The following is a 20,326-nucleotide window of genomic DNA, read 5'->3' on the forward strand; positions in this document are numbered from 1 at the left end:
CGGCCTGGCGCAGCATTTGCGCTGCCAGCCCGCATGGTTGCTGCGCCTGCGAGGCGCCTTTGCGTGCATGGGCCGGATGCACCAGGGCCAAAGAAAAAAATCAGGGCGGGGTTGGTACCGCCGTTTCGCCAGCCTAGCGCTGCAAGCTGGCGGGCGGAAAGCGGCTCTCGGGCCATCGCAGCTGTAGGCGCAGGCGCCGCCAGTCGAAGCCGGGACCCGGGTCCTGCTTGCGGCCCGGCGCGATGTGCTCGTGGCCCGCCACATGGGCGATGGGATGGTTGCGCGCCAGCGCAGGCATCAGCCGCGCCAGAGCCTCGTATTGGGCATCGTCGAAAAGCTCGCCTTCCAGGCCTTCCAGCTCGATGCCGATGGAGTCGTCGTTGCAGTTGCTGCGCCCGCGCCAGGCCGAGGCGCCGGCATGCCAGGCCCGCGCCTCGGTGCTCACGAACTGCCACACGCTGCCGTCGCGCCGCACATAGAAATGGGCCGAGACCTCGATGCCGCGGATCTGCTGGAAGTAGGGGTGGGCGTCCCAGTCCAGACTGTTGGTGAACAGCGCCTGCACCTCCTGGCCGCCGTACTGGCCGGGTGGCAGGCTGATGGAATGCAGAACGATCAGGTCGATCTGCGCACCGGCCGGCCGCGGGCCGAAGTTGGGCGAGCGCAGCTGCCGGGCGGGCTGCCACCAGCCCTGGTCCCACTCGGGCCGGGCGGGTGGGGGGCTGCCCGGCTCAGCCGTCTTCGTCATTCGGGCTCGCAATGCCCAGGCGTGCGATGCGGTAGCGCATCTGCCTCAGGCTCAGGCCCAGGCGGGCGGCGGCGGCCGTGCGGTTGAAGCCCGTGGCGCGCAGCGTCTGGACCAGGATCTCGCGCTCCTTCTGATCCAGGTAGTGCTGCAGGTCGGGCGGAATCGCGGGCTCGGCGTCGCCACCTTCGGTCGGGGTGCGGTCGCCGGCAGGCGCTGGTGCGGGTACGGTGGCGGCGTCCCATTCGATGGCGGGCACCGGGGCTTCCTCGGCTTCGCTGGCCAGGGGTTCCAGATCGTCCAGCGGGTCCAGGTTCAGCTCGTCGCCTTCGCTCAAAGCCATCGCGCGATGCAGCAGGTTCTCGAGTTCGCGCACGTTGCCGTGCAGCGGATGCGAAGCCAGCACCTGCAGCGAGCGCGCCGAGAGCACGGGCACCGGCTGGCCGCTGTCTTGTGCGATGCGCGCCAGCAGCGCCTGGCACAGCGCGAACAGGTCTTCGCGCCGCTCGCGCAGCGGCGGCAGCACCAGCTCGATCACGTTGAGCCGGTAGAACAGGTCCTGTCGGAAGCGCCCGGCCTGCACTTCGGCCTGCAGGTCCTTGTGGGTGGCGCTGACGATGCGCACGTCCACCGCGTCTTCCTGCGTGGAGCCGATGGGTCGCACATGGCGTTCCTGGATGGCGCGCAGCAGCTTGGACTGCATGGCCAGCGGCAGGTCGCCGATCTCGTCCAGAAAGAGCGTGCCGCCGCGCGCGGCCTGGAAGTAGCCGTCGCGGTCCTGCGAGGAGCCGGTGTAGGAGCCCTTGAGCGCGCCGAAGAATTCGGCTTCCAGCAGGCTTTCGGGGATGGCGCTGCAGTTCACGGCCACGAAGGGCCCTTCGCTGCGCTGGCTGCAGGCGTGCACGGCCCGCGCCACCAGCTCCTTGCCGGTGCCCGATTCGCCATGCACCAGCACCGGCGCCATGCTGCGCGCCACCTTGACGATGCGCGCCTTGACCTGGCGCATGGGCGCCGAATCGCCCACCAGCCGCACCAGCGCGGCGGGCCAGGGGTCTTCCGGGGCTGCGGCGGGCGCAGTTGCACTGACAGCGGCTGAAGGCGCGGCGGACCGGGGCTCGGCGACTGCCGTCGGCAGCGCGATGGGCGCGCGGGCGCGCAGTTGAACGGCGGAGGCCACCACCGCCCTGAACTGCTTCAGATCGACGGGCTTGGCCAGGTAATCAAAAGCGCCCGCCTTGAGCGCATCCACCGCGTTCTCGGCCGAGCCATAGGCCGTGATGACCACGCAGCGTTCCGCGCGCTGGCTCTTGTGCAGGCGTTGCAGCAGCGACAGGCCCAGGCCGTCGGGCAGGCGCATGTCGGTGATGACGGCGTCGAACTCGGTGGCTTCGAGCTGTTCCCAGGCCTCGGCCAGGGTGCCGGCCGCATCGACGCGATAGCCTTCGCGCAGCAGCGTGAGCTCGTAGAGCGTGCGCAGATCGGGTTCGTCGTCGACCACCAGGATGCGGGCCGGCTGGGTGCTGGAGGGGGACGGGGTGCTGCTGCTCACGGGGCGCTATTGTGGCAAAGGGGCCGCCAGGGGCGCGAAGTGGATCGAGAACAGGTTGCCCTCGGCGCCGTCCTGGCTCAGCGGACGGCGCGCGTAGCCGATCTGGGCACCATGGCGCTCGCACAGTTCGCGGCAGATGAACAGGCCCAGGCCGCTGGAGCGGCTTTCGGACGAGAAGAAGGGCTCGAACAGATGGCGCTGCACGGCCGGGTCCAGCGGCGCGCCGTCGCTCCACACGTGCAGACGCGCGCGCTGGTCGCTGCCCACCCGCGTGACCACCTGGATCGAACGCTCCTGCGCACTGGCGTAGCGGGCCGCGTTGTCCAGCAGGTTCACCAGGATGCGGCGCAGGTGCTCAGGGTCGAAGTCCACCGTCTGGTGCGCGCCCAGCGACAGGGCCACGCTGGTGCGCGCGTTGTGGCCGACCCATTCCTCGGTCATGTGGCGCACCGCGGCGTCCAGGTCGAGGCTGGGGCCCGCATGCGGCCGCTGCTCGCCCTGCTGGCGCGCGCGCGCCATGTCCAGCACGTCGTCGACGATGCGGGCCAGCCGCTGGGCATTGCTGCGCACCATGTCGTTCAGGCGCCGGTTGCCTTCTTCATGCAGGTCTTCGCCCAGCAGGGCGCTGGCCTGGGTGATGGCGGCCAGCGGGTTGCGGATCTCGTGCGCCACCGCGGCCGACATGCGGCCCATCGCCGCCAGCTTCTCGGTGCGGATGCGGGCCTCCAGCTCGCGCAGGTCGTGCAGGAACATCACGCACAGGCCCATGCCGCCGGCAGCCTGCGCCGGCGTGAGCCGGGTGAGCACGCGCACCTCGCGCGCAGCGCCCTGGCTCTGGGCCACGGGCACTTCCTCGGACTGGCTGCGTTCCTGCGCGAAGGTCTGCGCGGCCAGCGTGGCCAGCGGCCGCCAGGCCGGAAAGCTGTCCAGTGCCATCGGCAATGCGGCATGGGCCAGGCCATGCCCGAGGATGGCGGCCGCGGCCGGGTTGGCCGCATGGATGCGCCCGTCCACGTCGATCACCAGCACGCCTTCGCTCAGCGTCTCGATCACCAGCTCGTTGACCTGGGCCTGCATCTGCGCCGTGCCCCGGCTGCGCTCGGCCAGGCTTTCCTCGCGCGCGAGGCGGCGCGCCAGTTGGTGTGCGAGCAGCGCGACGATGAACAGGCCGGTGCCCGAGAGCGCGGCCTGCAGCAGGCGGTTGCTGGGGTCCGCGCCCGTGTCCCACTGCACGCGCAGCGCATCGCCCAGCAGCAGCACAGCCACCGATGCCGCCGTGGCCAGCCCCACGGGCAAGGTGCCCACGACGGCGCCCATGAGCACCGGCAGTGCGAACAGCGGCGTGTAGTTGATGCTGCCGGACTGCAGCACGTGCAGCAGGGCCACCGTGCCCAGGTCCACGCCCATGCTCAGCAGCCAGTTCAGCCCCAGCCGCCGGATCGGCGGATCGGGCCGCAGGAACTGGCGCCCGGCCAGCGCCACCACCAGGTAGCCGCTGGACAGGGTCAGCGCCCAGACATTGAGCGGCTGCCCCAGGCTGAAGGCGACCACCTGCAGCGTCAGCAGCACCAGGCCCACCATCAGCCTGGCCGTCATGAAGGCGCGCCACAGGCGCGTCAGCGCCGTGCTGTGTGCCAGCGGCGGCGGCTCCAGCACGCCCCAATCGGTGGCGGCGGCACCAGACATCGGCACGGCGATTCAGCCTTCGGCCTGGCCCAGATGCTGCCGGCTGCAGTAGCTGCCGCGCTGGCCGGGCACGGCCTCGTTGGCCGGCAGGTGCATGCCGCAATGGGCGCAACGCGTCATGGCCTCGGGCTTGGCCAGGCTTTGCGGCCGGGCCTTGGGTGGCGGCGGCGTGCGCATGCGTTCGCGGCGGTTGCTGCGCCAGACATGGAAGGCGACCAGCAGCACGGCCAGCACCAGCAGATATTTCATGCGCCGCCCCGGTTCAGGATGACTTCGATCACAAAGCGCGAGCCCACATAGGCCAGCAGCAGCAGGCCGGCGCCCACATAAAGAACCCGCTTGGCCGTGCGCCCGCGCCAGCCGAAGCGGGCCCGGCCGATCAGCAGCACCGCGAAGCTGACCCAGGCCAGCACCGAGAACACCGTCTTGTGGTCCCACTTCCAGCCGCGCACGGAAGGCCCGTAGAGCTGCTCGCTGAAGAGCAGGCCGGCCAGCAGCGTGGCCGACAGCAGCACGAAGCCGGCCGTGACGAAGCGGAAGGTCAGCCGCTCCAGCGTCAGCAGCGGCACGCCCGCCGCTTCGGTGGACGGCTCCACGGCCAGGCGAATCTGGCGTTCGGCGCGCGTGAGCAGCCAGGCATGCACCACGGCCGCCGCGAAAAGACCATAGGACGCGATGCCCAGCGCCAGGTGCATGGGCAGCCAGGGCGAGGCCGTGTGGGGCAGCGGCGCGCCCGGAAAGATCAGGGCCAGCAGCACGGCCGCCGCACCCAGCACCGCCAGCGCGCGGCGCACCGTCAGGCGCGGATAAAGCCGGCTTTCGACCGCATAGACGGTCAGCACCAGCCAGGCGGTGACCGACAGGGCCGGCGCGAAGCCGAACTTCACGGGAGCCGCCGCGAGTGCCCAGCACAGCGTGGCGCCGTGCAGCAGCCAGGCCAGGGCCAGCAGCAGCTGTGTGTTCTGGCGGCCCATGCGGTCGGCGCCAGCCGCCGTTGCACCATAAAGCGCGGCGGTGGCGAGCCCCAGGGCCAGGCCGATCGGGGAGGGGCTCGCTAAAATCATCGGGCGAGTTTAGGACAAGCCCGGATGCGATCCGGCCTGTCCCATCATCCCGGCAGCACCCGCCTGCCGACCGCTGCGGCCGCTGCCGCGGCCCCCTCTCCAGTCCCACGGAATCCCCGAATGGCCACCGCCCTCACCGACAAGTTCTCCCGCATCGTCAAGACGATGAGCGGCCAGGCCCGCATCACCGACGCCAATGTGCAGGACATGATGCGCGAGGTGCGCATGGCGCTGCTCGAAGCCGACGTGGCGCTGCCCGTGGTGCGCGACTTCGTCAACCGCGTCAAGGACAAGGCGATGGGCGAAGAGGTGCTGGGCTCGCTCAAGCCGGGCCAGGCGCTGGTGGGCATCGTCAACCGCGAACTGGCCGCCACCATGGGCGAGGGCGTGGCCGACATCAACCTCGCGGCCCAGCCGCCGGCCGTGATCCTGATGGCCGGCCTGCAGGGCGCGGGCAAGACCACCACCACGGCCAAGCTGGCCAAGCACCTGATCGAAAAGCGCAAGAAGAAGGTGCTCACGGTCTCGGGCGACGTCTACCGCCCCGCGGCCATCGAGCAGCTCAAGACGGTGACCAAGCAGGCCGGTGCCGAGTGGTTCCCGAGCACGCCCGATCAGAAGCCGCTGGACATCGCCGCCGCTGCGCTGGACTACGCCAAGAAGCACCACTTCGACGTGCTGCTGGTCGATACGGCCGGCCGCCTGGCCATCGACGAGCTGCTGATGAACGAGATCAAGGGCCTGCATGCGGCCCTCAAGCCGGTCGAAACGCTGTTCGTGGTCGATGCCATGCAGGGCCAGGACGCGGTGAACACCGCCAAGGCCTTCAGGGAAGCGCTGCCGCTGACCGGCATCGTGCTGACCAAGATGGACGGCGACTCGCGCGGTGGCGCGGCGCTGTCGGTGCGCCAGATCACCGGCGTGCCCATCAAGTTCGCGGGCGTGTCCGAGAAGATCGACGGCCTGGAGCGCTTCGACGCCGAGCGCCATGCGGGCCGCATCCTGGGCATGGGCGACATCGTGGCGCTGGTCGAGCAGGTCTCGGCCGGTGTGGACGTGGAGGCGGCCAAGAAGCTGGCCGGCAAGGTCAAGAGCGGCCACTTCGACCTCGAGGACTTCCTGGCCCAGCTGCAGCAGATGAAGCAGATGGGCGGGCTGTCGAGCCTGATGGACAAGCTGCCCGCGCAACTGGCGGGCAAGGCCACCGACGCCGACCTGACGCGCGCCGAGCGCGACGTGCGCCGCAAGGAAGGCATCATCCACAGCATGACGCCGCTGGAGCGCCGCAAGCCCGAGCTGATCAAGGCCAACCGCAAGAAGCGCATCGCCGCCGGCGCGGGCGTGCAGGTTCAGGAAGTGAACCGCCTGCTCAACGAGTTCGAGCAGATGCAGGGCATGATGAAGAAGATGAAGGGCGGCGGCCTCATGAAGATGATGAAGCGCCTGGGCGGCATGAAGGGCATGCCACCGGGCATGGGCGGCATGGGCGGCGGAAAGCTCCCGTTCTGAGCCGCCGCGGGCCGCGGCAGGCGGGCCTTCAGGCCCGCTTGCGCATGCGCCGCAGCTCGTCCACGATCAGGCAGATCGCGCCCAGCGTGATGGCGCTGTCGGCCAGGTTGAAGGCCGGGAAGTGGTTGCCGGCCCAGTGGAAGTCCAGGAAGTCCACCACGTAGCCGTGCATCATGCGGTCGATCACGTTGCCCACCGCGCCACCCAGGATGCAGGCCAGCGCGAAGGAGAACAGCCGCTGGCCCGGGTGCGAGCGCAGCATCCAGATGATCAGCACGGCCGCGCCCACGCCGATCACGGTGAAGAACCAGCGCTGCCAGCCCGAGGCGCCGGCCAGGAACGAGAAGGCAGCGCCCGGGTTGTGGGCCCGCACGATGTTGAAGAAGCCCGTGATCGGCGTGTAGTCGCCCAGCCGGTAGTGGCCCAGGATCAGGGTCTTGGTCCACTGGTCGGCAATGAAGATCACGAGCGCCAGGGCCAGCCAGGGCCAGATGCCGAAGCGGCCGTGCGCGGGGGCGCCGGGCATGGTGGCGGGCGTGGGGCCGGCGCTCATCAGGCGTGGCTCCGTGCCTCGCCGGCACCATAGAGGTTGCTGACACAGCGGCCGCACAGCGTGGGATGGGCGGCGTCCTGGCCCACGTCGGCGCGCCAGTGCCAGCAGCGCTCGCACTTGGTGTCCTGGCTGGCCAGCACCTCGACGGCCAGCGCGTCGCCGGCCGCCAGTTCCACGATCGAGGCGATGAAGACGAACTTCAGGTCATCGCCCAGCGAGGCCAGCAGGGCGTGGTCCTCCGGCGCCGCCGTGATGCGCAGGTTGGCCTGCAGCGAAGAGCCCAGGATGCCCTCGGCCCGCACGGCCTCGATCTGCTTGTTGGCCAGGTCGCGGATCGCGCAGATGCGCGCCCACTTGGCCAGCAGCGCGTCGTTGCCGGCTTCCAGCGTGCTGTAGGTTTCCATGAAGATGGAGTCCGAGGTGCCCACCAGCTTCCAGGCCTCTTCGGCCGTGAAGCTCAGGAAGGGCGCCATCCAGCGCAGCATGGCCTGGGTGATGTGCCACAGGGCGGTCTGCGCGCTGCGGCGCGCGCGCGAGCCCGGCGCCGTGGTGTAGAGCCGGTCCTTGAGCACGTCCAGGTAGAAGGCGCCCAGGTCCTCGGAGCAATACACCTGCAGTTTGGCCACCACGGGGTGGAACTCGTAGACCTTGTAGTGCGCCAGGATCTCGGCCTGGAACTGCGCCGCGCGTGCCAGCGCATAGCGGTCGATCTCGAACAGCTCCTCGAGGGGCAGCGCATCGGTGTCCACGTCGAAGTCGCTGGTGTTGGCCAGCAGGAAGCGCAGCGTGTTGCGGATGCGGCGGTAGGCATCGACCACGCGCGCGAGGATCTTGTCGTCGCCCGCGATGTCGCCCGAGTAGTCGCTGGCCGCCACCCACAGGCGCAGGATCTCGGCGCCCAGCTTCTTGCTGACTTCGTCGGGCTCGATGCCGTTGCCCAGCGACTTGCTCATCTTGCGGCCCTGGCTGTCCACGGTGAAGCCGTGGGTCAGCAGGCCACGATAGGGCGCGCGGCCTTCCAGCGCGCTGGCCAGCAGCAGGGACGAATGGAACCAGCCGCGGTGCTGGTCATGGCCTTCGAGGTACAGGTCGGCCTCGGGGCCGCTGTCGTGGTGCACGTCGGGGTGGGTGCCGCGCAGCACATGGAAGAAGGTGGAGCCGGAGTCGAACCACACCTCGAGGATGTCGGTGCTCTTGGTGTAGTGCGGCGCGTCGGCGGCGCCCAGGATTTCTTCGGGCGTCACGCGGCTCCAGGCCTCGACGCCGCCCTGCTCGACGATGGCTGCCGCCTGGTCCAGGATCTCCATCGTGCGCGGATGCAGCTCGCCCGAATCCTTGTGCAGGAAAAACGGGATCGGCACGCCCCAGCTGCGCTGGCGCGAGATGCACCAGTCGGGCCGGTTGGCGATCATGTCGTGCAGGCGCGCCTTGCCGTTCTCGGGGTAGAAGTTGGTGTGCTCGATGGCGGCCAGCGCGATCTGGCGCAGCGTCTGCGCGGGCTTTTCGCCGGGCTTGGTGAACACGCCTTCGCCTTCGTCCATGCGAACGAACCACTGCGCGGCGGCGCGGTAGATCACTGGCGTCTTGTGGCGCCAGCAATGCGGGTAGCTGTGCGTGATGCCTTCGGTGCCCAGCAGGCGGCCGGCCTCGCGCAGCGCCTCGATGATGTGCGGCACGGCCTTCCAGATGTGCTGGCCGCCGAACAGGGGGAAGTCGGCCGCGTAGGTGCCGTTGCCCTGAACCGGGTTCAGGATGTCGTCGTAGCGCACGCCGTTGGCCACGCAGGAGTTGAAGTCGTCCACGCCGTAGGCGGGCGAGGAGTGCACGATGCCGGTGCCGTCGCTGGCCGTGGCGTAGTCGGCCACGTACACGGGCGACAGGCGCGCAAAGCCGGCGTCCACGTCGTACAGCGGATGCTCGAACTCCAGCCCGGCCAGCGCCTTGCCTTCGGCCAGCGCGAGGATCTTGCCGTCCAGCGCCCAGCGGTTCATGCACGACTCCACCAGCGCGTCGGCCACGATCAGCAGGCCGCGCTCGGTGTCCACCAGCGCGTAATTCAGATCGGGGTTGAGGTTCAGGGCCTGGTTGGCCGGGATGGTCCAGGCGGTGGTGGTCCAGATCACGGCGAAGGCGTCCTTGGCCAGCGACTCCAGGCCAAAGGCCGCGGCCAGCTTGGCCGGGTCATGGGTCTTGAAGGCCACGTCCAGGGTCTGGCTCTTCTTGTCGGCGTACTCGATCTCGAACTCGGCCAGCGACGAGCCGCAGTCGAAGCACCAGTACACGGGCTTGAGGCCGCGGTAGACGAAGCCGCGCTCGATGACCTTCTTGAAGGCGCGGATCTCGCCGGCCTCGTTGGCGAAGTTCATCGTCTTGTAGGGGTTGTCCCATTCGCCCAGCACGCCCAGGCGCTTGAAGCCGGCCATCTGCAGCGCGATCTGCTCGGTGGCGAAGGCGCGGCTCTTGGCCTGCATGTCGTCGCGGCTGAGGTTGCGGCCGTGCTTCTTCTCGATCGCGTTCTCGATCGGCAGGCCATGGCAGTCCCAGCCGGGCACGTACATGGCGTCGAAGCCCTCGAGCTGGCGCGCCTTGGTGATCATGTCCTTGAGCACCTTGTTGACCGCATGGCCCATGTGCAGGGCGCCGTTGGCATAGGGCGGGCCGTCGTGCAGGATGAACTTGGGCGCGCCGGCGCGCGCGACGCGCAGGCGCTTGTACAGGCCTTCGTCCTCCCACTGCCTGACCCAGCCCGGCTCGCGCTTGGGCAGGTCGCCGCGCATGGGGAAGGGCGTGTCGGGCAGGTTCAGCGTGGCACGGTAGTCGGGGGCGGAGGTGGAGGCAGCGTCAGACATGGCGAAGGCGAAAAAGCGCTTGGACGGGCTCGGCCCCTGGGGCAGATGGGGCGGGTGGGGACGTCAGGCAGGCGGGCGGGCCGGCCTGCTCGGCGAAATTCGGGGCGTCTGCCCCGAGCCTGTCGAAAAAGGGGGCGGCCGCACGCAGGAAGGGCGCGGGCTAAATTCGGTCGCGCGTGGTCTGGCGACGCGTCTGGGCGTGGCTGTCGGCCGCCCCCGACGCGAAGAAGGCGCGCGCATCGTCACGGTCCCGGGCGATGCCGGCCGTGAGCGCTTCCAGGCTGGTGTAGCGCAGTTCCTCGTGCAGTTTGTGCAGCAGTTCCACGCGCACGAGTTTACCGTAGGCCCCCTCGGCCCCGAGTTCGGCGGGCCAATCCAGGCAGTGGGTTTCCAGCAGCACGCGGCCGCCGTTGACGTCGTTGGCGTCCAGCGAAGGCCGCACGCCCAGGTTGGCCACCCCCGGCAGCCAATGCCCGGCCAGACCGTGCACGCGCACCGCAAAGATGCCGCTGGCCGCGGGTTTCCAGTGCGAAAAGCGCAGGTTCAGCGTGCGAAAGCCGTCGTCGCGGCCCGGCTCTGAGGCACCCAGCGCGCGGCCCAGCTTGCGGCCATGCACCACATGCCCGGAGATCGCATAGGGCCTCCCGAGCAGGGCCTGGGCATCGTCCATGCGGCCCTCGGCCAGCGCTTCGCGCACGGCGGTGCTGGACACGCGCAGCCCTCTGACTTCATATGCGTTCATGCGTGCCACATCGAAGCCTTGCGCCTGGCCCGCGGCGTCGAGCATCGCGTAGTCGCCTGCGCGCTTGGCGCCGAAGCGGAAGTCGTCGCCCACCAGCACATAGCGCGCGCCCAGCCCCTGCACCAGCACCTGGTCGATGAACTGCTGGGGCGATTGGCCCGCCAGCCGGGCGTCAAAAGGCAGCACCACGACCTGGTCCACGCCGCAGGCTTGCAGTTCGCTGAGCTTGTCGCGCAAGGTGGCGATGCGCGCGGGTGCGAGTTCGGGCCGGCGCAGCACACCTGCGAAGTAGTCGCGCGGATGGGGCTCGAAGGTCATCACGCAGCTGGGCAGGCCGCGGTGCTTGGCCTCGGTCTGCAGCAGGGCCAGCATGGCCTGGTGTCCGCGGTGCACGCCGTCGAAATTGCCGATGGTGAGCGCACAGGCCGGCGCCACACCCGGGTGCCTAAAACCGCGGAAGATCTGCATGGAAGGATTCTGCTTTCGATAGCGGCCCAGGGCGTGGCTGCAGGCCATGGGCGCCAAGTTGTCATCGAGCCGGGTTATATTGTGGCGCGTTCGTGGCATTCATTCGCGTCCATCTTCCGGTCGGGCGCCTCGGTGGCCCGCACAGGGTTTGCAGCACGAGGCCGTCTGGCGTTCTCTTCGAGAGGAGGCTTGTGTGGTGAAGGTATTGAAGCTGTCGGCCCAGGGCCTGCCGCAGTCGTGGATCTCGCTGGAACAGGCGGTGACCCACTATGCGGCGGACGAGGTGCGCTGGGAAGCCGGCGGCCAGGTCGCGCTTTTTCGCGGCGGCCACAACGCGCTCACGGGCGAGCAGTCGCAGATCGCCGTGGCCAGCATCATCGGCACCAAGGGCGTGCCGCGCATCAGCCCGTTTTCGATGCGGCCGGGCCTCACCAACAGCAAGCTCTTCGCGCGCGACCGCAACATCTGCGCCTATTGCGGCGGCCATTTCCATGAGGACGAGCTCACGCGCGAGCACATCGTGCCCTTCGCGCAAAGGGGCGTGGACCATTGGATGAACGTGGTCACGGCCTGCCGGCCCTGCAACCACCGCAAGAGCAGCCGCACGCCCGAGCAGGCCGGCATGCCCCTGCTGTACACGCCCTACGTGCCCAGCCTGTGGGAAGACTTCATCCTGCGCAACCGCCGCATCCTGGCCGATCAGATGGAGTTCCTGATGGCGCACCTGCCGCGCAATTCGCGCCTGCACGACAGCTGAGAAGGTGTGAACGAACCCCACATGTCCGCTCATCCCGCCCAGAGGCGCGCCCTCATCGTTGCAAATGCTCGCCATAGCCCGAGCTATGGCTGCGCTTTGCGCCTCGATGGCGCACCTCTGGACGGTCTGCTCGGCCACGCGGGATTCATTCACACCTTCTGAGCGCTCGGCGCGCAATGGAAATGACAAAGGGCGCCGCGGCGCCCTTTGTGTTGATGGGTCCAATGCTCAATAGCTCAGCTCAAGCACGGCCACATGGCCCTGCGCCGCCGGCCAGCTCTGGCCCGCGATGCGTTCGCCGTTGAACTCGCCCACCACGCTGCGCGCAGCATCGCCTGGCAGCCTGAGCCTGGCACTGGCCACTCCCGCGCCGCGCGGCGGCACGCCGGGCAGCTGGGCCTGCCCGTCCAGGCGCATGGTGTCGCGCTGGGCGTCGAAGTAGCCGCGCGGGCGCGTGAAGATCACGATGGCTTTTGCGTCGCGGTCGGCGGCGGCGATGCGCTCGGGCCGCAGATTGACGATGCGGCTCGAACGCGGGAAGGGGCTGCGGTAGATGTGCGTGGTCGCATAGCCCGGCGCCGTGATCTCGAATTCGTAGGTTTGCCGCGGGTCGGCGGCAAAAGGCCCCCAGCGTCCGTCGGTGCCCACCGTCTTGCGCCACACGGCGGCACCGGTGCGGGCGCCCGTGGCCGGGTCCGTCGCGTAGACCGCGAGCTGCGCGCCGGTCAGGGCCAGGTTGTTGCTGAAGGCGCCGCTGGCCGGGTCGGTGCTGACCAGGCCCAGGCCCGTGAGGCGGCCGTCGAGCACGATGCTGGCTTCGGCCGTGATTGCGGTGCTGCGCGGTGCGGAGCCGGTGAGGAACTCCCAGGTCGCGGCGAAGGCCGCTGGCGAGAAGGAGGTTTCGCGGTGGTCCACGCGCGGCAGCACCCCATTGCGCGCGCCGCGCAGCGCCGGGCCGTCGAAGCCGATGCCGGTGGGCGTGCCCGGCCGGCCGATCCACACGCCGTCGGGCTGCGCGTACTTGTCGTTGTTGTCCGAGCGCAGGGTGAGCCACTGCACGCCCGGCGTGACCTCGTCGCCATTGGGGCCCTTGGGCGCATTGAGCTGCGTGAGGAAGGCGGAGCGGGCCGAGAACTCGTTCTGCTCCTGGTGGCCGGCCACGTTCCAGATGCCGTGCGCCGGGTTGCCGCCCAGCACCGCATGGCTGACCTTGGCCGCGCCGCCGCCGTTCTGGATGTAGTTGCGGATGGCATTGCCGCCACGCGAGTTGCCGATCAGCACCAGCTTCGCGGCGCCGGTTTCGCGCAGCACGGCGTCCACCCGCTCGGCCAGGAAGGCCATCGAGTCGGCCGTCGAACTGCGGCCCGGCTGGGCCTGGGTGTCGTCGTCACGCGCCAGCGGCAGCGGCTGGTCGAAGGCGAACAGGCGCTCGCGCGGCCAGCCGTTGGATTCGAAGCGCCAGATCGTGGTCTGCCACAGCGCGGCCGAATCGCCGTTGCCGTGCACGAAGACGATGGGCGGGAGATCGGCGCCAGGGGTGGCGGGCATGGTCGAGCAGGCGGCAAGGGTGAGCAGGGCAGGCGCGCCAAGCAGCAGGGTGCGGCGTTGGGTCATTGGTCGGCGGTCTCCTTGCCCCGCTTTATAAAGAAAAAACCCGCCAGTGCGGCACTGGCGGGTGGCTGGCTGGGCGCGGGCTGCCGGTCAGGCGAAGACGCCCGCCGTTTCTTCCATGCGCGCCGACACCTCGCCCAACTGGTGCAGCGTGTCGCCGTAGGCCATTTCCATCTGCGTGAGCTTGCGGAAGTAGTGGCTGCCCACGTACTCGTCGGTCACGCCGATGCCGCCGTGCATCTGCACCGATTGCTGGCCCACGAAGCGCAGCGACACGCCCAGCTGGTACTTGGCGCGCGCCATGGCCTGGCGGCGCTCGGCCGCGGGCGCGTTGAGCTTGAGGCTGGCGTAATAGCTCATCGAGCGCGCCAGCTCCAGCTGCATCTTCATGTCGGCCACGCGATGGCGCAGTGCCTGGAAGCTGCCGATCAGCACGCCGAACTGCTTGCGCGTGTTGAGGTATTCCACCGTCAGCGCCAACGTCTTTTCCATCACGCCCACGCCTTCGGCGCAGGTGGCGGCGATGCCGATGTCCACCGCATGCTCGAGCACGGCCAGGCCGTCGGCGGCCAGCAGGGTGGCGGCTGCCTTGTCGAACACCACTTCGGCGGCGCGGCTGCCGTCCTGCGTGCCGTAGCCACGTGCGGCCACGCCGTCCTCGGCGCGCGCGACGAGGAAGAGGGCGATCCTGCCGTCGAGCTGCGCGGGCACGATGAAGGCATCGGCCTGGTCGCCGGCGGGCGCCAGGCTCTTGGTGCCGCTGACGGTGTAGGCATCGCCGGCCTTGGCGGCGGTGGCGGCGCACACATCCAGGCGATAGCGCGCCTTCTTCTCTTGATGGGCCAGCACCACCAGCGCCTCGCCGCTGGCGATGCCGGGCAGCCAGCGTTCCTTGGTGGCAGCGTCGGCATGGCCGGCCAGCACCGCGCCGGCAATCAGCGACTGCGCCAGCGGCTCCAGCACGATGCCGCGGCCCAGCTCTTCCATCACCACCATGCCTTCGATGGGGCTCATGCCCAGGCCGCCATCGGCCTCGGGGATGTACAGGCCGCCCAGGCCCAGTTCGGCCAGGCCGCTCCAGGCCTCGCGCGAGAAGCCGCCTTCGGCTTCGATCTTCTGGCGGCGCTCGAAGTCGTAGCTTTTTTCGACCCACTTGGCGACGGCGTCGCGCAGTTGCTGCTGGTCGTCGGAGAAATTGAAGTCCATTTCTGTTCCTTTCAGCCCAGCACGGTTTGAGCCACGATGTTTCTCTGCACTTCGTTCGAACCGCCGTAGATCGTGGTCTTGCGGTAGTTGAAGAAGGTGGAGGCCAGCGGCGCCAGCGCCGGGTTGCCGCCGGGGAAGTCGCCCTGCCAGCCCGCATGCATGGCCTCGCGGATCAGCGGCAGCGAGTAGGCGCCGCCGGCCAGCATCATCAGTTCGGTGTAGCGCTGCTGGATCTCGCTGCCCTTGATCTTGAGCAGGCCGGCGATGTCCAGCGGGTTCTTGCCCGACTTCTCGGCCGACAGCACGCGCAGCACCAGCATCTCGAGCGCCACCACGTCCACTTCCAGCTTGGCGATCTCGTCGCGAAAGCGCACGTCGTCGTACACGCCTTCGGCCTTGGCGATGCGCTTGAGCCGCTCCAGCTCGCGCTTGCTGCGGTTCACGTCGGCGATGTTGGTGCGCTCGTGCGAGAGCAGGTGCTTGGCGTAGGTCCAGCCCTTGTTCTCTTCGCCGATCAGGTTCTCGGCCGGCACCTCGACGTTGTCGAAGAACACGTCGTTGACTTCAAAGGAACCGTCCAGCAGCTTGATCGGGCGCACGGTCACGCCGGGCGTCTTCATGTCCAGCACGATGAAGCTGATGCCGGTCTGGGGTTTGCCTTCGCTGCTGGTGCGCACGAGGTTGAACATCCAGTCGCCGTACTGACCCAGCGTGGTCCAGGTCTTCTGGCCGTTGAGGATGTACTTGTCGCCCTTGCGCTCGGCCCGCGTGCGCAGCGAGGCCAGGTCGGAGCCCGAGCCCGGTTCGCTGTAGCCCTGGCTCCACCAGACTTCGCCGCTGGCGATGCCCGGCAGCAGGCGCTGCTGCTGCTCCTTGTTGCCGTAGGCCATGATCACCGGTGCCACCATCACGGGGCCGAAGGGGATGATGCGCGGCGCGCCGGCCAGGGCGCATTCCTCTTCGAACAGGTGCTTTTGCACGGCCGTCCAGCCCGGGCCGCCGAATTCCTTGGGCCAGCCGTAGCCCAGCCAACCCTTCTTGCCCAGGATCTTGGCCCAGCCCTGCATGTCTTCGCGGCTGAGCTCCAGGGCGTTGAGCACCTTGTGCGAAATGTCCTTGGGCAGGTTCTGCGCCACCCAGGCGCGGATCTCTTCGCGGAACTGCTGTTCCTCGGGGGTAAATGCCAAATCCATGGGAAGTGTCTCCAGAGAAGCAGGATTTTTAGCACGGTCGTTCGCATGTCTCAGTCCGCCCGGCGACACGACGATAATTCCGCCCCCGGTGCCGGGCCCGTCGCGCGTGGATTGCATGCGACGCGCGGTCGGCCGCCAGACGCCATCCAGACTCACATGCGCAACATCGTCATCCTCATCTCCGGCAGCGGCTCCAACATGGCAGCGCTGGTGAACGCCGCCAAGGCCGAGCGCTGGGCCGAGCGGCTCGATGCCCGCGTGGCGGCCGTCATCAGCAACCGCGCGGATGCAGCGGGCCTGGAATGGGCGCGGGCGCAGGGCCTGGCCACGGCCTTGGTCCCGCATGGCGAGCATCCCAGCCGCGAAGCCTTCGATGCCGCGCTGATGCAGGCCATCGACATGCATGCGCCTTCGCTGGTGCTGCTGGCCGGCTTCATGCGCATCCTGACGCCTGGCTTTGTGGGGCACTACGCGGGCCGGCTGCTCAACATCCATCCCTCGCTGCTGCCGGCCTTCGCGGGCCTGCACACGCACCGGCGCGCCCTCGAGGCCGGCTGCCGCGTGGCCGGCGCCACCGTGCACGAGGTGACGCCGGAGCTGGACCACGGCCCCATCCTCGCGCAGGCCGCGGTGCCGGTGCTGGCCGGCGACACGCCCGAGGCCCTGGCCGCCCGGGTGCTGTCGCAGGAACACCGCATCTATCCCCAGGCGGTGGCCCAGTGGCTGAAAGTCACGCACCCGTCATCGAAGACCGCGTGCGTTTGATTGACAATTGGTTACGTCTGCTGCGTTCGCAGCGGGCGTAGCCGATCCCGTCAGCCGCCTCTTTGTTCAATCGCCCACGCGCTCGAAGCGCGGCCGCCACTGGCCATCCACGCACACCTGTTCATTGAACATGGCAGCGGGCCGGACCCACAGGCCGGCCGCGCCGTACAGCGCGCGGTACAGCGTCAGGGCCTCCAGCGTTTCGCTGTGCCGCACGGTGTCCAGCACCTGGTATTCGCCGCCCTTGTAGTGGCGGTAGCGGCCGGGCGCGGTGCGAACCAGGGGCGGCAGGTCAGTGTCGGTGGGCGGGCTTTGGCTCATGGTGCTTTTCGAGTTGAAGGCGTGCGTGTTCTTTCGATGCGCGCGTGTTGCGGGTTCCAAGGATGGACAGAGCGGATTTTGTGCACCTGGTGCATCTGAGTGAGCAGGCCAGTGCCGAAAACAGCCAAGCCTACCGGCGTGGCGTGGCCGCCTTTGCGGCGCTCGGCTATGCCTGGGTGCTGGGCTGCCTTTTGCTGGCGCTGGCGGGGCTTGGCTGGGTCTTCGGCCTGTGGAGCGACGAGCCCGTGCGCTGGCATGCGGTGCGGGTGATGGTGCTGCTGTCTTCGCTGGGCCTGGCGTGGGCGACGCTGCGCAGCCTGTGGCTGCAGCAGGAGCCGCCCGAGGGCGTTGCCCTCACGCCCGAGCAGGCGCCGGCGCTGTTCGAGGCGCTGGCGCGCATCCGCGAAAAAATCCAGGGCCCGCCCATCCATCAGGTCTACCTGGACGACGCCTTCAATGCCAGCATCCGCCAGTGGCCGCGCTTTGGCCTGCTGGGCGGGGCGGTCAACACGCTGACCATCGGCCTGCCGCTGCTGATGGCGCTGGAGCGGCGGCGCCTGCTGTCGGTGCTGGCGCACGAGTACGGCCACCTGCGCGGCGACCATGGCCGGCTCAACGCCTGGGTCTATCGCACGCGGCTGGCCTGGCTGCGCATGGACGCCCACATGCAGCGCCAGGACGGCGCGATGGCGCAGCTCTCGCAGGCCTTCCTGCACTGGTACTTCCCGCGCTTCGCGGCGCGCACCTTCGCGCTCGCCCGGCAGGACGAATACGAGGCCGACCGCGTGTCGGCAAAACTGCTGGGGCCGCGCGTGGCGGCCTCGGCGCTCAGCGAGATCGCCATCAAGGCCCAGTGGCTGGACGCGCAACTCATGCCCGCGCACTGGGCCCGGGCAGCCGACCGGGCCCAGCCGCTGGGCCCCTTTGCCGCGCTGCAGACGCAGCTGTGCAGCGCGCCGCCGGAAGATGTGGCGCGCGCCGCCCTGCGTGCCGCGCTGCGGGGCACCAGCGACGTGAGCGACACCCATCCGGGCCTGCGCGACCGGCTCGAGGCCTGGGAAGTCAGCCCGCGCCTGCCGCGCTGGCCCGAGAAGGGTTCGCTGCACATGCTGGCCGATGCCGCGCACTGGGTGCGGCATTTCGATGCGCAGTGGTGCCGCGCGCAAGGGGCCGACTGGCGCCAGCACCATGCCTGGCTGGAGCGTGTGCGCGAGCGGGCGGCCCTGCTGGCCGCGCGTGCCGACAGGCTCACGGCCGACGAATGCGTGGAATGGGCCGATCTTGAACTGCGCCGCAACCCGCAGGCCGTGGTGCGCAGCCGCTACGAGCGCGCTCTGGAACTGGCGCCCGAACACGCCGGTGCATTGCGCGGGCTGCTGCGTGGCGAGTGCGGGCGCGCGGACCGTCTGGCCCTGCTGGATCGCCTGCATGCCACGGGCGCAGCGCAGCACTACCGGGCCGCGAGCGAAGCCGTCGCGTTGCTGGAAGACCCGGCTCAGGGCGAGCATGACGCGCAGGCCCTGCAACGCTGGCGCGAGCGGCTGCGCGCGGCGCGAGAAGGCGAACAGCGGGCCTGGGAAGAGTTGGCCGAGCCGCCGTACTTCGAGCGCACCGGCTCGCCCACGCTCGACGAATTCGTGCTCAGCGAGCTGCGCATCGCCCTGGCGCGCTGCCGGCCCGTCACGCGCGCCTGGCTGCTCAAGCGCGAGCTGCGGGCCATGCCCTGGCGCGCGGCGCACATCCTTTTCGTGCAGGTGCATGGCCTGGACGACGAACAACGCCACGGCCTGTGCCGCGCGCTGGAGCAGCAGCTTGACGTGCCGGGTGCGCTGCTGGTGCTGGCCGCGGGCCAGGACGTGCCGCGCGACGAAGTGGAGCAGCACGTGCGCGCGCCGGTCTGGACCCGCACGCGGCTGCAGGGCTGAACCGCGGCAGGGGCGGGCGCAATGGGACAATCGCGCCCCTATGCATCCCAAAGCCCTGCTCGACGCCTGCGCCACCCTGGTGGCCCGGGTGCTCAAGTTCGATCATCCTGCCGACGCCATCGTTTCGCGCTTCTTCCGTGAAAACCGCCAGTTGGGCCCGCGTGAGCGCGCCACCCTGGCCGAAACTGCCTACGGCGTGCTCCGAAAGAAGCTGCTGTACGAACACCTGGCCCGCTCCGGCAGCGGCCCGCGCGAGCGGCGCCTGGCCATCCTGGGCTTTCATGGCCCGCGCGACTTCCTCAAAAGCGCGCTCAACGAACAGGAGCGCCGCTGGCTCGACGCCTGCGATGGCGTGAAGCCCGAAGAACTGATGGCGCCCCATCGCCACAACCTGCCCGAGTGGCTGGCCGGGCCGCTGCAGCAGCAACTGGGCGCAGACTTCCTGCCGCTGGCTGAGTCGCTCATGCAGCCCGCGCCGCTGGACTTGCGCGTGAATGCGCTGTCGGCCAAGCGCGACGAGGTGCGCGCGGCGCTCAAGAAAGAGGGCGTCCAGGCGCAGCCCACGCCCCATTCGCCCTGGGGCCTGCGGGCCGAGGGCAAGCCTTCCGTCAATCGCCTGGCGCTGTTCACCAACGGCGCCATCGAGGTGCAGGACGAGGGCTCGCAATTGCTGGCGTTGCTGCTGGACGCCAAACGCGGCGAGATGGTGGTGGATTTTTGCGCCGGCGCTGGCGGCAAGACGCTGGCGGTGGGCGCGGCCATGCGCAACACCGGCCGGCTCTACGCCTTCGACACCTCCGCCCATCGGCTCGACGCCCTCAAGCCGCGGCTGGCGCGCAGCGGGCTTTCCAACGTGCATCCGGCCGCCATCGCGCACGAGCGCGACGAGCGCGTCAAGCGCCTGGCGGGCAAGATCGACCGCGTGCTGGTCGATGCGCCCTGTTCCGGCCTGGGCACGCTGCGCCGCAACCCCGACCTCAAGTGGCGCCAGACGCCCGAGGCCGTGCAGGAGCTGGTGCAAAAGCAGGGCGCGATCCTGCAAAGCGCCGCCCGCCTGGTCAAGCCCGGCGGGCGCCTGATCTACGCCACCTGCAGCGTGCTGCCCGAAGAAAACGAGGCCATCGCCGAGGCTTTCGGCGCCGCCCATGCCGACTTCAGGCCGCAGCGCGCGGCCGACCTGCTGGACGGCCTCAAGGTGGCGGACGCGCAGGCGCTTTGCGCGGGGGGCGAGGACGGGCGTCTTTACCTGCGCCTGTGGCCTCATCGCCACGGCACCGACGGCTTCTTCGCGGCCGTCTGGACGCGGGCCTGAGCGCTGCCGGCGCGCCGCGCGCCAAAGCGTGTGAAAGCGCAAAAAAAAGGCGCTGGCAATGCCCCTTCACA

Annotated in this window: 17 protein-coding genes; 5 read left to right on the forward strand and 12 right to left on the reverse strand. The window is 69.5% G+C overall.

Annotated features, from left to right (window positions below; all coding sequences use genetic code 11):
- Positions 1–133: 133 nt before the first annotated feature.
- From ampD to PGB34_RS16245, 5 genes are read right to left on the reverse strand one after another with little or no spacing between them, the layout of a single operon-like run.
- Positions 134–748 (reverse strand): 1,6-anhydro-N-acetylmuramyl-L-alanine amidase AmpD, encoded by a 615-nt coding sequence (gene ampD, locus PGB34_RS16225; RefSeq protein WP_271429145.1) that lies wholly within the window; start codon positions 746–748, stop codon positions 134–136.
- Complete coding sequence (locus PGB34_RS16230; RefSeq protein WP_271429146.1) at positions 732–2,294, reverse strand: sigma-54-dependent transcriptional regulator; 1,563 nt, start codon at positions 2,292–2,294, stop codon at positions 732–734. The genes ampD and PGB34_RS16230 overlap by 17 nt, the downstream gene beginning before the upstream one ends.
- Positions 2,295–2,300: 6 nt before the next feature.
- Positions 2,301–3,980 (reverse strand): sensor histidine kinase, encoded by a 1,680-nt coding sequence (locus tag PGB34_RS16235; protein ID WP_271429147.1) that lies wholly within the window; start codon positions 3,978–3,980, stop codon positions 2,301–2,303.
- Positions 3,981–3,992: 12 nt separating this feature from the next.
- Positions 3,993–4,229: a PP0621 family protein gene (locus PGB34_RS16240; protein ID WP_271429148.1), complete on the reverse strand. Its 237-nt coding sequence runs from the start codon at positions 4,227–4,229 to the stop codon at positions 3,993–3,995.
- Positions 4,226–5,044 carry a cytochrome C assembly family protein gene (locus PGB34_RS16245; protein ID WP_271429149.1) on the reverse strand — a complete coding sequence of 273 codons (819 nt, stop codon included), beginning with the start codon at positions 5,042–5,044 and terminating at the stop codon, positions 4,226–4,228. The genes PGB34_RS16240 and PGB34_RS16245 overlap by 4 nt, the downstream gene beginning before the upstream one ends.
- Positions 5,045–5,164: 120 nt before the next feature.
- Here PGB34_RS16245 and ffh point away from each other — a divergent pair, with 120 nt between their 5' ends.
- Positions 5,165–6,553 (forward strand): signal recognition particle protein, encoded by a 1,389-nt coding sequence (gene ffh / locus PGB34_RS16250; protein WP_271429150.1) that lies wholly within the window; start codon positions 5,165–5,167, stop codon positions 6,551–6,553.
- 28 nt (positions 6,554–6,581) lie between these two features.
- Here the strand turns inward: ffh and lspA are convergent, their stop codons facing one another.
- The 3 genes from lspA to PGB34_RS16265 form a co-directional block, all read right to left on the reverse strand.
- Positions 6,582–7,079 carry a signal peptidase II gene (lspA, locus tag PGB34_RS16255; protein WP_408647910.1) on the reverse strand — a complete coding sequence of 166 codons (498 nt, stop codon included), beginning with the start codon at positions 7,077–7,079 and terminating at the stop codon, positions 6,582–6,584.
- A 26-nt stretch (positions 7,080–7,105) separates the two neighbouring features.
- Positions 7,106–9,955 (reverse strand): isoleucine--tRNA ligase, encoded by a 2,850-nt coding sequence (gene ileS / locus PGB34_RS16260; protein WP_271429152.1) that lies wholly within the window; start codon positions 9,953–9,955, stop codon positions 7,106–7,108.
- A 160-nt stretch (positions 9,956–10,115) separates the two neighbouring features.
- Entirely contained in the window at positions 10,116–11,165 is a 1,050-nt protein-coding gene (locus PGB34_RS16265; RefSeq protein WP_271429153.1) for a bifunctional riboflavin kinase/FAD synthetase, read from the reverse strand.
- A gap of 196 nt (positions 11,166–11,361) precedes the next feature.
- On the opposite strand from PGB34_RS16265, the gene PGB34_RS16270 reads away from it, so the two are divergent.
- Entirely contained in the window at positions 11,362–11,922 is a 561-nt protein-coding gene (locus PGB34_RS16270; protein WP_271429154.1) for an HNH endonuclease, read from the forward strand.
- A 228-nt stretch (positions 11,923–12,150) separates the two neighbouring features.
- Here the strand turns inward: PGB34_RS16270 and PGB34_RS16275 are convergent, their stop codons facing one another.
- From PGB34_RS16275 to PGB34_RS16285, 3 genes are all read right to left on the reverse strand, one after another.
- The gene (locus PGB34_RS16275; protein ID WP_271429155.1) at positions 12,151–13,536 is read right to left on the reverse strand and encodes an alpha/beta fold hydrolase; all 1,386 of its coding nucleotides are present in this window, start codon (positions 13,534–13,536) and stop codon (positions 12,151–12,153) included.
- Between the two features lie 87 nt (positions 13,537–13,623).
- On the reverse strand, positions 13,624–14,739 hold the full coding sequence (locus PGB34_RS16280; protein WP_271429156.1) for an acyl-CoA dehydrogenase family protein: 1,116 nt from the start codon (positions 14,737–14,739) through the stop codon (positions 13,624–13,626).
- A gap of 11 nt (positions 14,740–14,750) precedes the next feature.
- Entirely contained in the window at positions 14,751–15,932 is a 1,182-nt protein-coding gene (locus PGB34_RS16285; protein WP_271429157.1) for an acyl-CoA dehydrogenase family protein, read from the reverse strand.
- Between the two features lie 156 nt (positions 15,933–16,088).
- Here PGB34_RS16285 and purN point away from each other — a divergent pair, with 156 nt between their 5' ends.
- The gene (gene purN, locus PGB34_RS16290; RefSeq protein WP_271429158.1) at positions 16,089–16,697 is read left to right on the forward strand and encodes a phosphoribosylglycinamide formyltransferase; all 609 of its coding nucleotides are present in this window, start codon (positions 16,089–16,091) and stop codon (positions 16,695–16,697) included.
- Positions 16,698–16,763: 66 nt separating this feature from the next.
- Here the strand turns inward: purN and PGB34_RS16295 are convergent, their stop codons facing one another.
- Positions 16,764–17,018 carry a DUF1653 domain-containing protein gene (locus PGB34_RS16295; RefSeq protein ID WP_271429159.1) on the reverse strand — a complete coding sequence of 85 codons (255 nt, stop codon included), beginning with the start codon at positions 17,016–17,018 and terminating at the stop codon, positions 16,764–16,766.
- 62 nt (positions 17,019–17,080) lie between these two features.
- Between PGB34_RS16295 and PGB34_RS16300 the strand changes: the two genes are divergently transcribed.
- Complete coding sequence (locus PGB34_RS16300) at positions 17,081–18,943, forward strand: M48 family metallopeptidase (protein WP_271429160.1); 1,863 nt, start codon at positions 17,081–17,083, stop codon at positions 18,941–18,943.
- Between the two features lie 40 nt (positions 18,944–18,983).
- A complete protein-coding gene (locus PGB34_RS16305) occupies positions 18,984–20,255 on the forward strand; it encodes an RsmB/NOP family class I SAM-dependent RNA methyltransferase (protein ID WP_271429161.1) in 1,272 nt (423 codons plus the stop codon).
- Positions 20,256–20,326 lie beyond the last annotated feature (71 nt).

Source organism: Xenophilus arseniciresistens, from assembly GCF_028023875.1.
In the GTDB taxonomy this organism is placed as follows: domain Bacteria; phylum Pseudomonadota; class Gammaproteobacteria; order Burkholderiales; family Burkholderiaceae_C; genus Xenophilus; species Xenophilus arseniciresistens.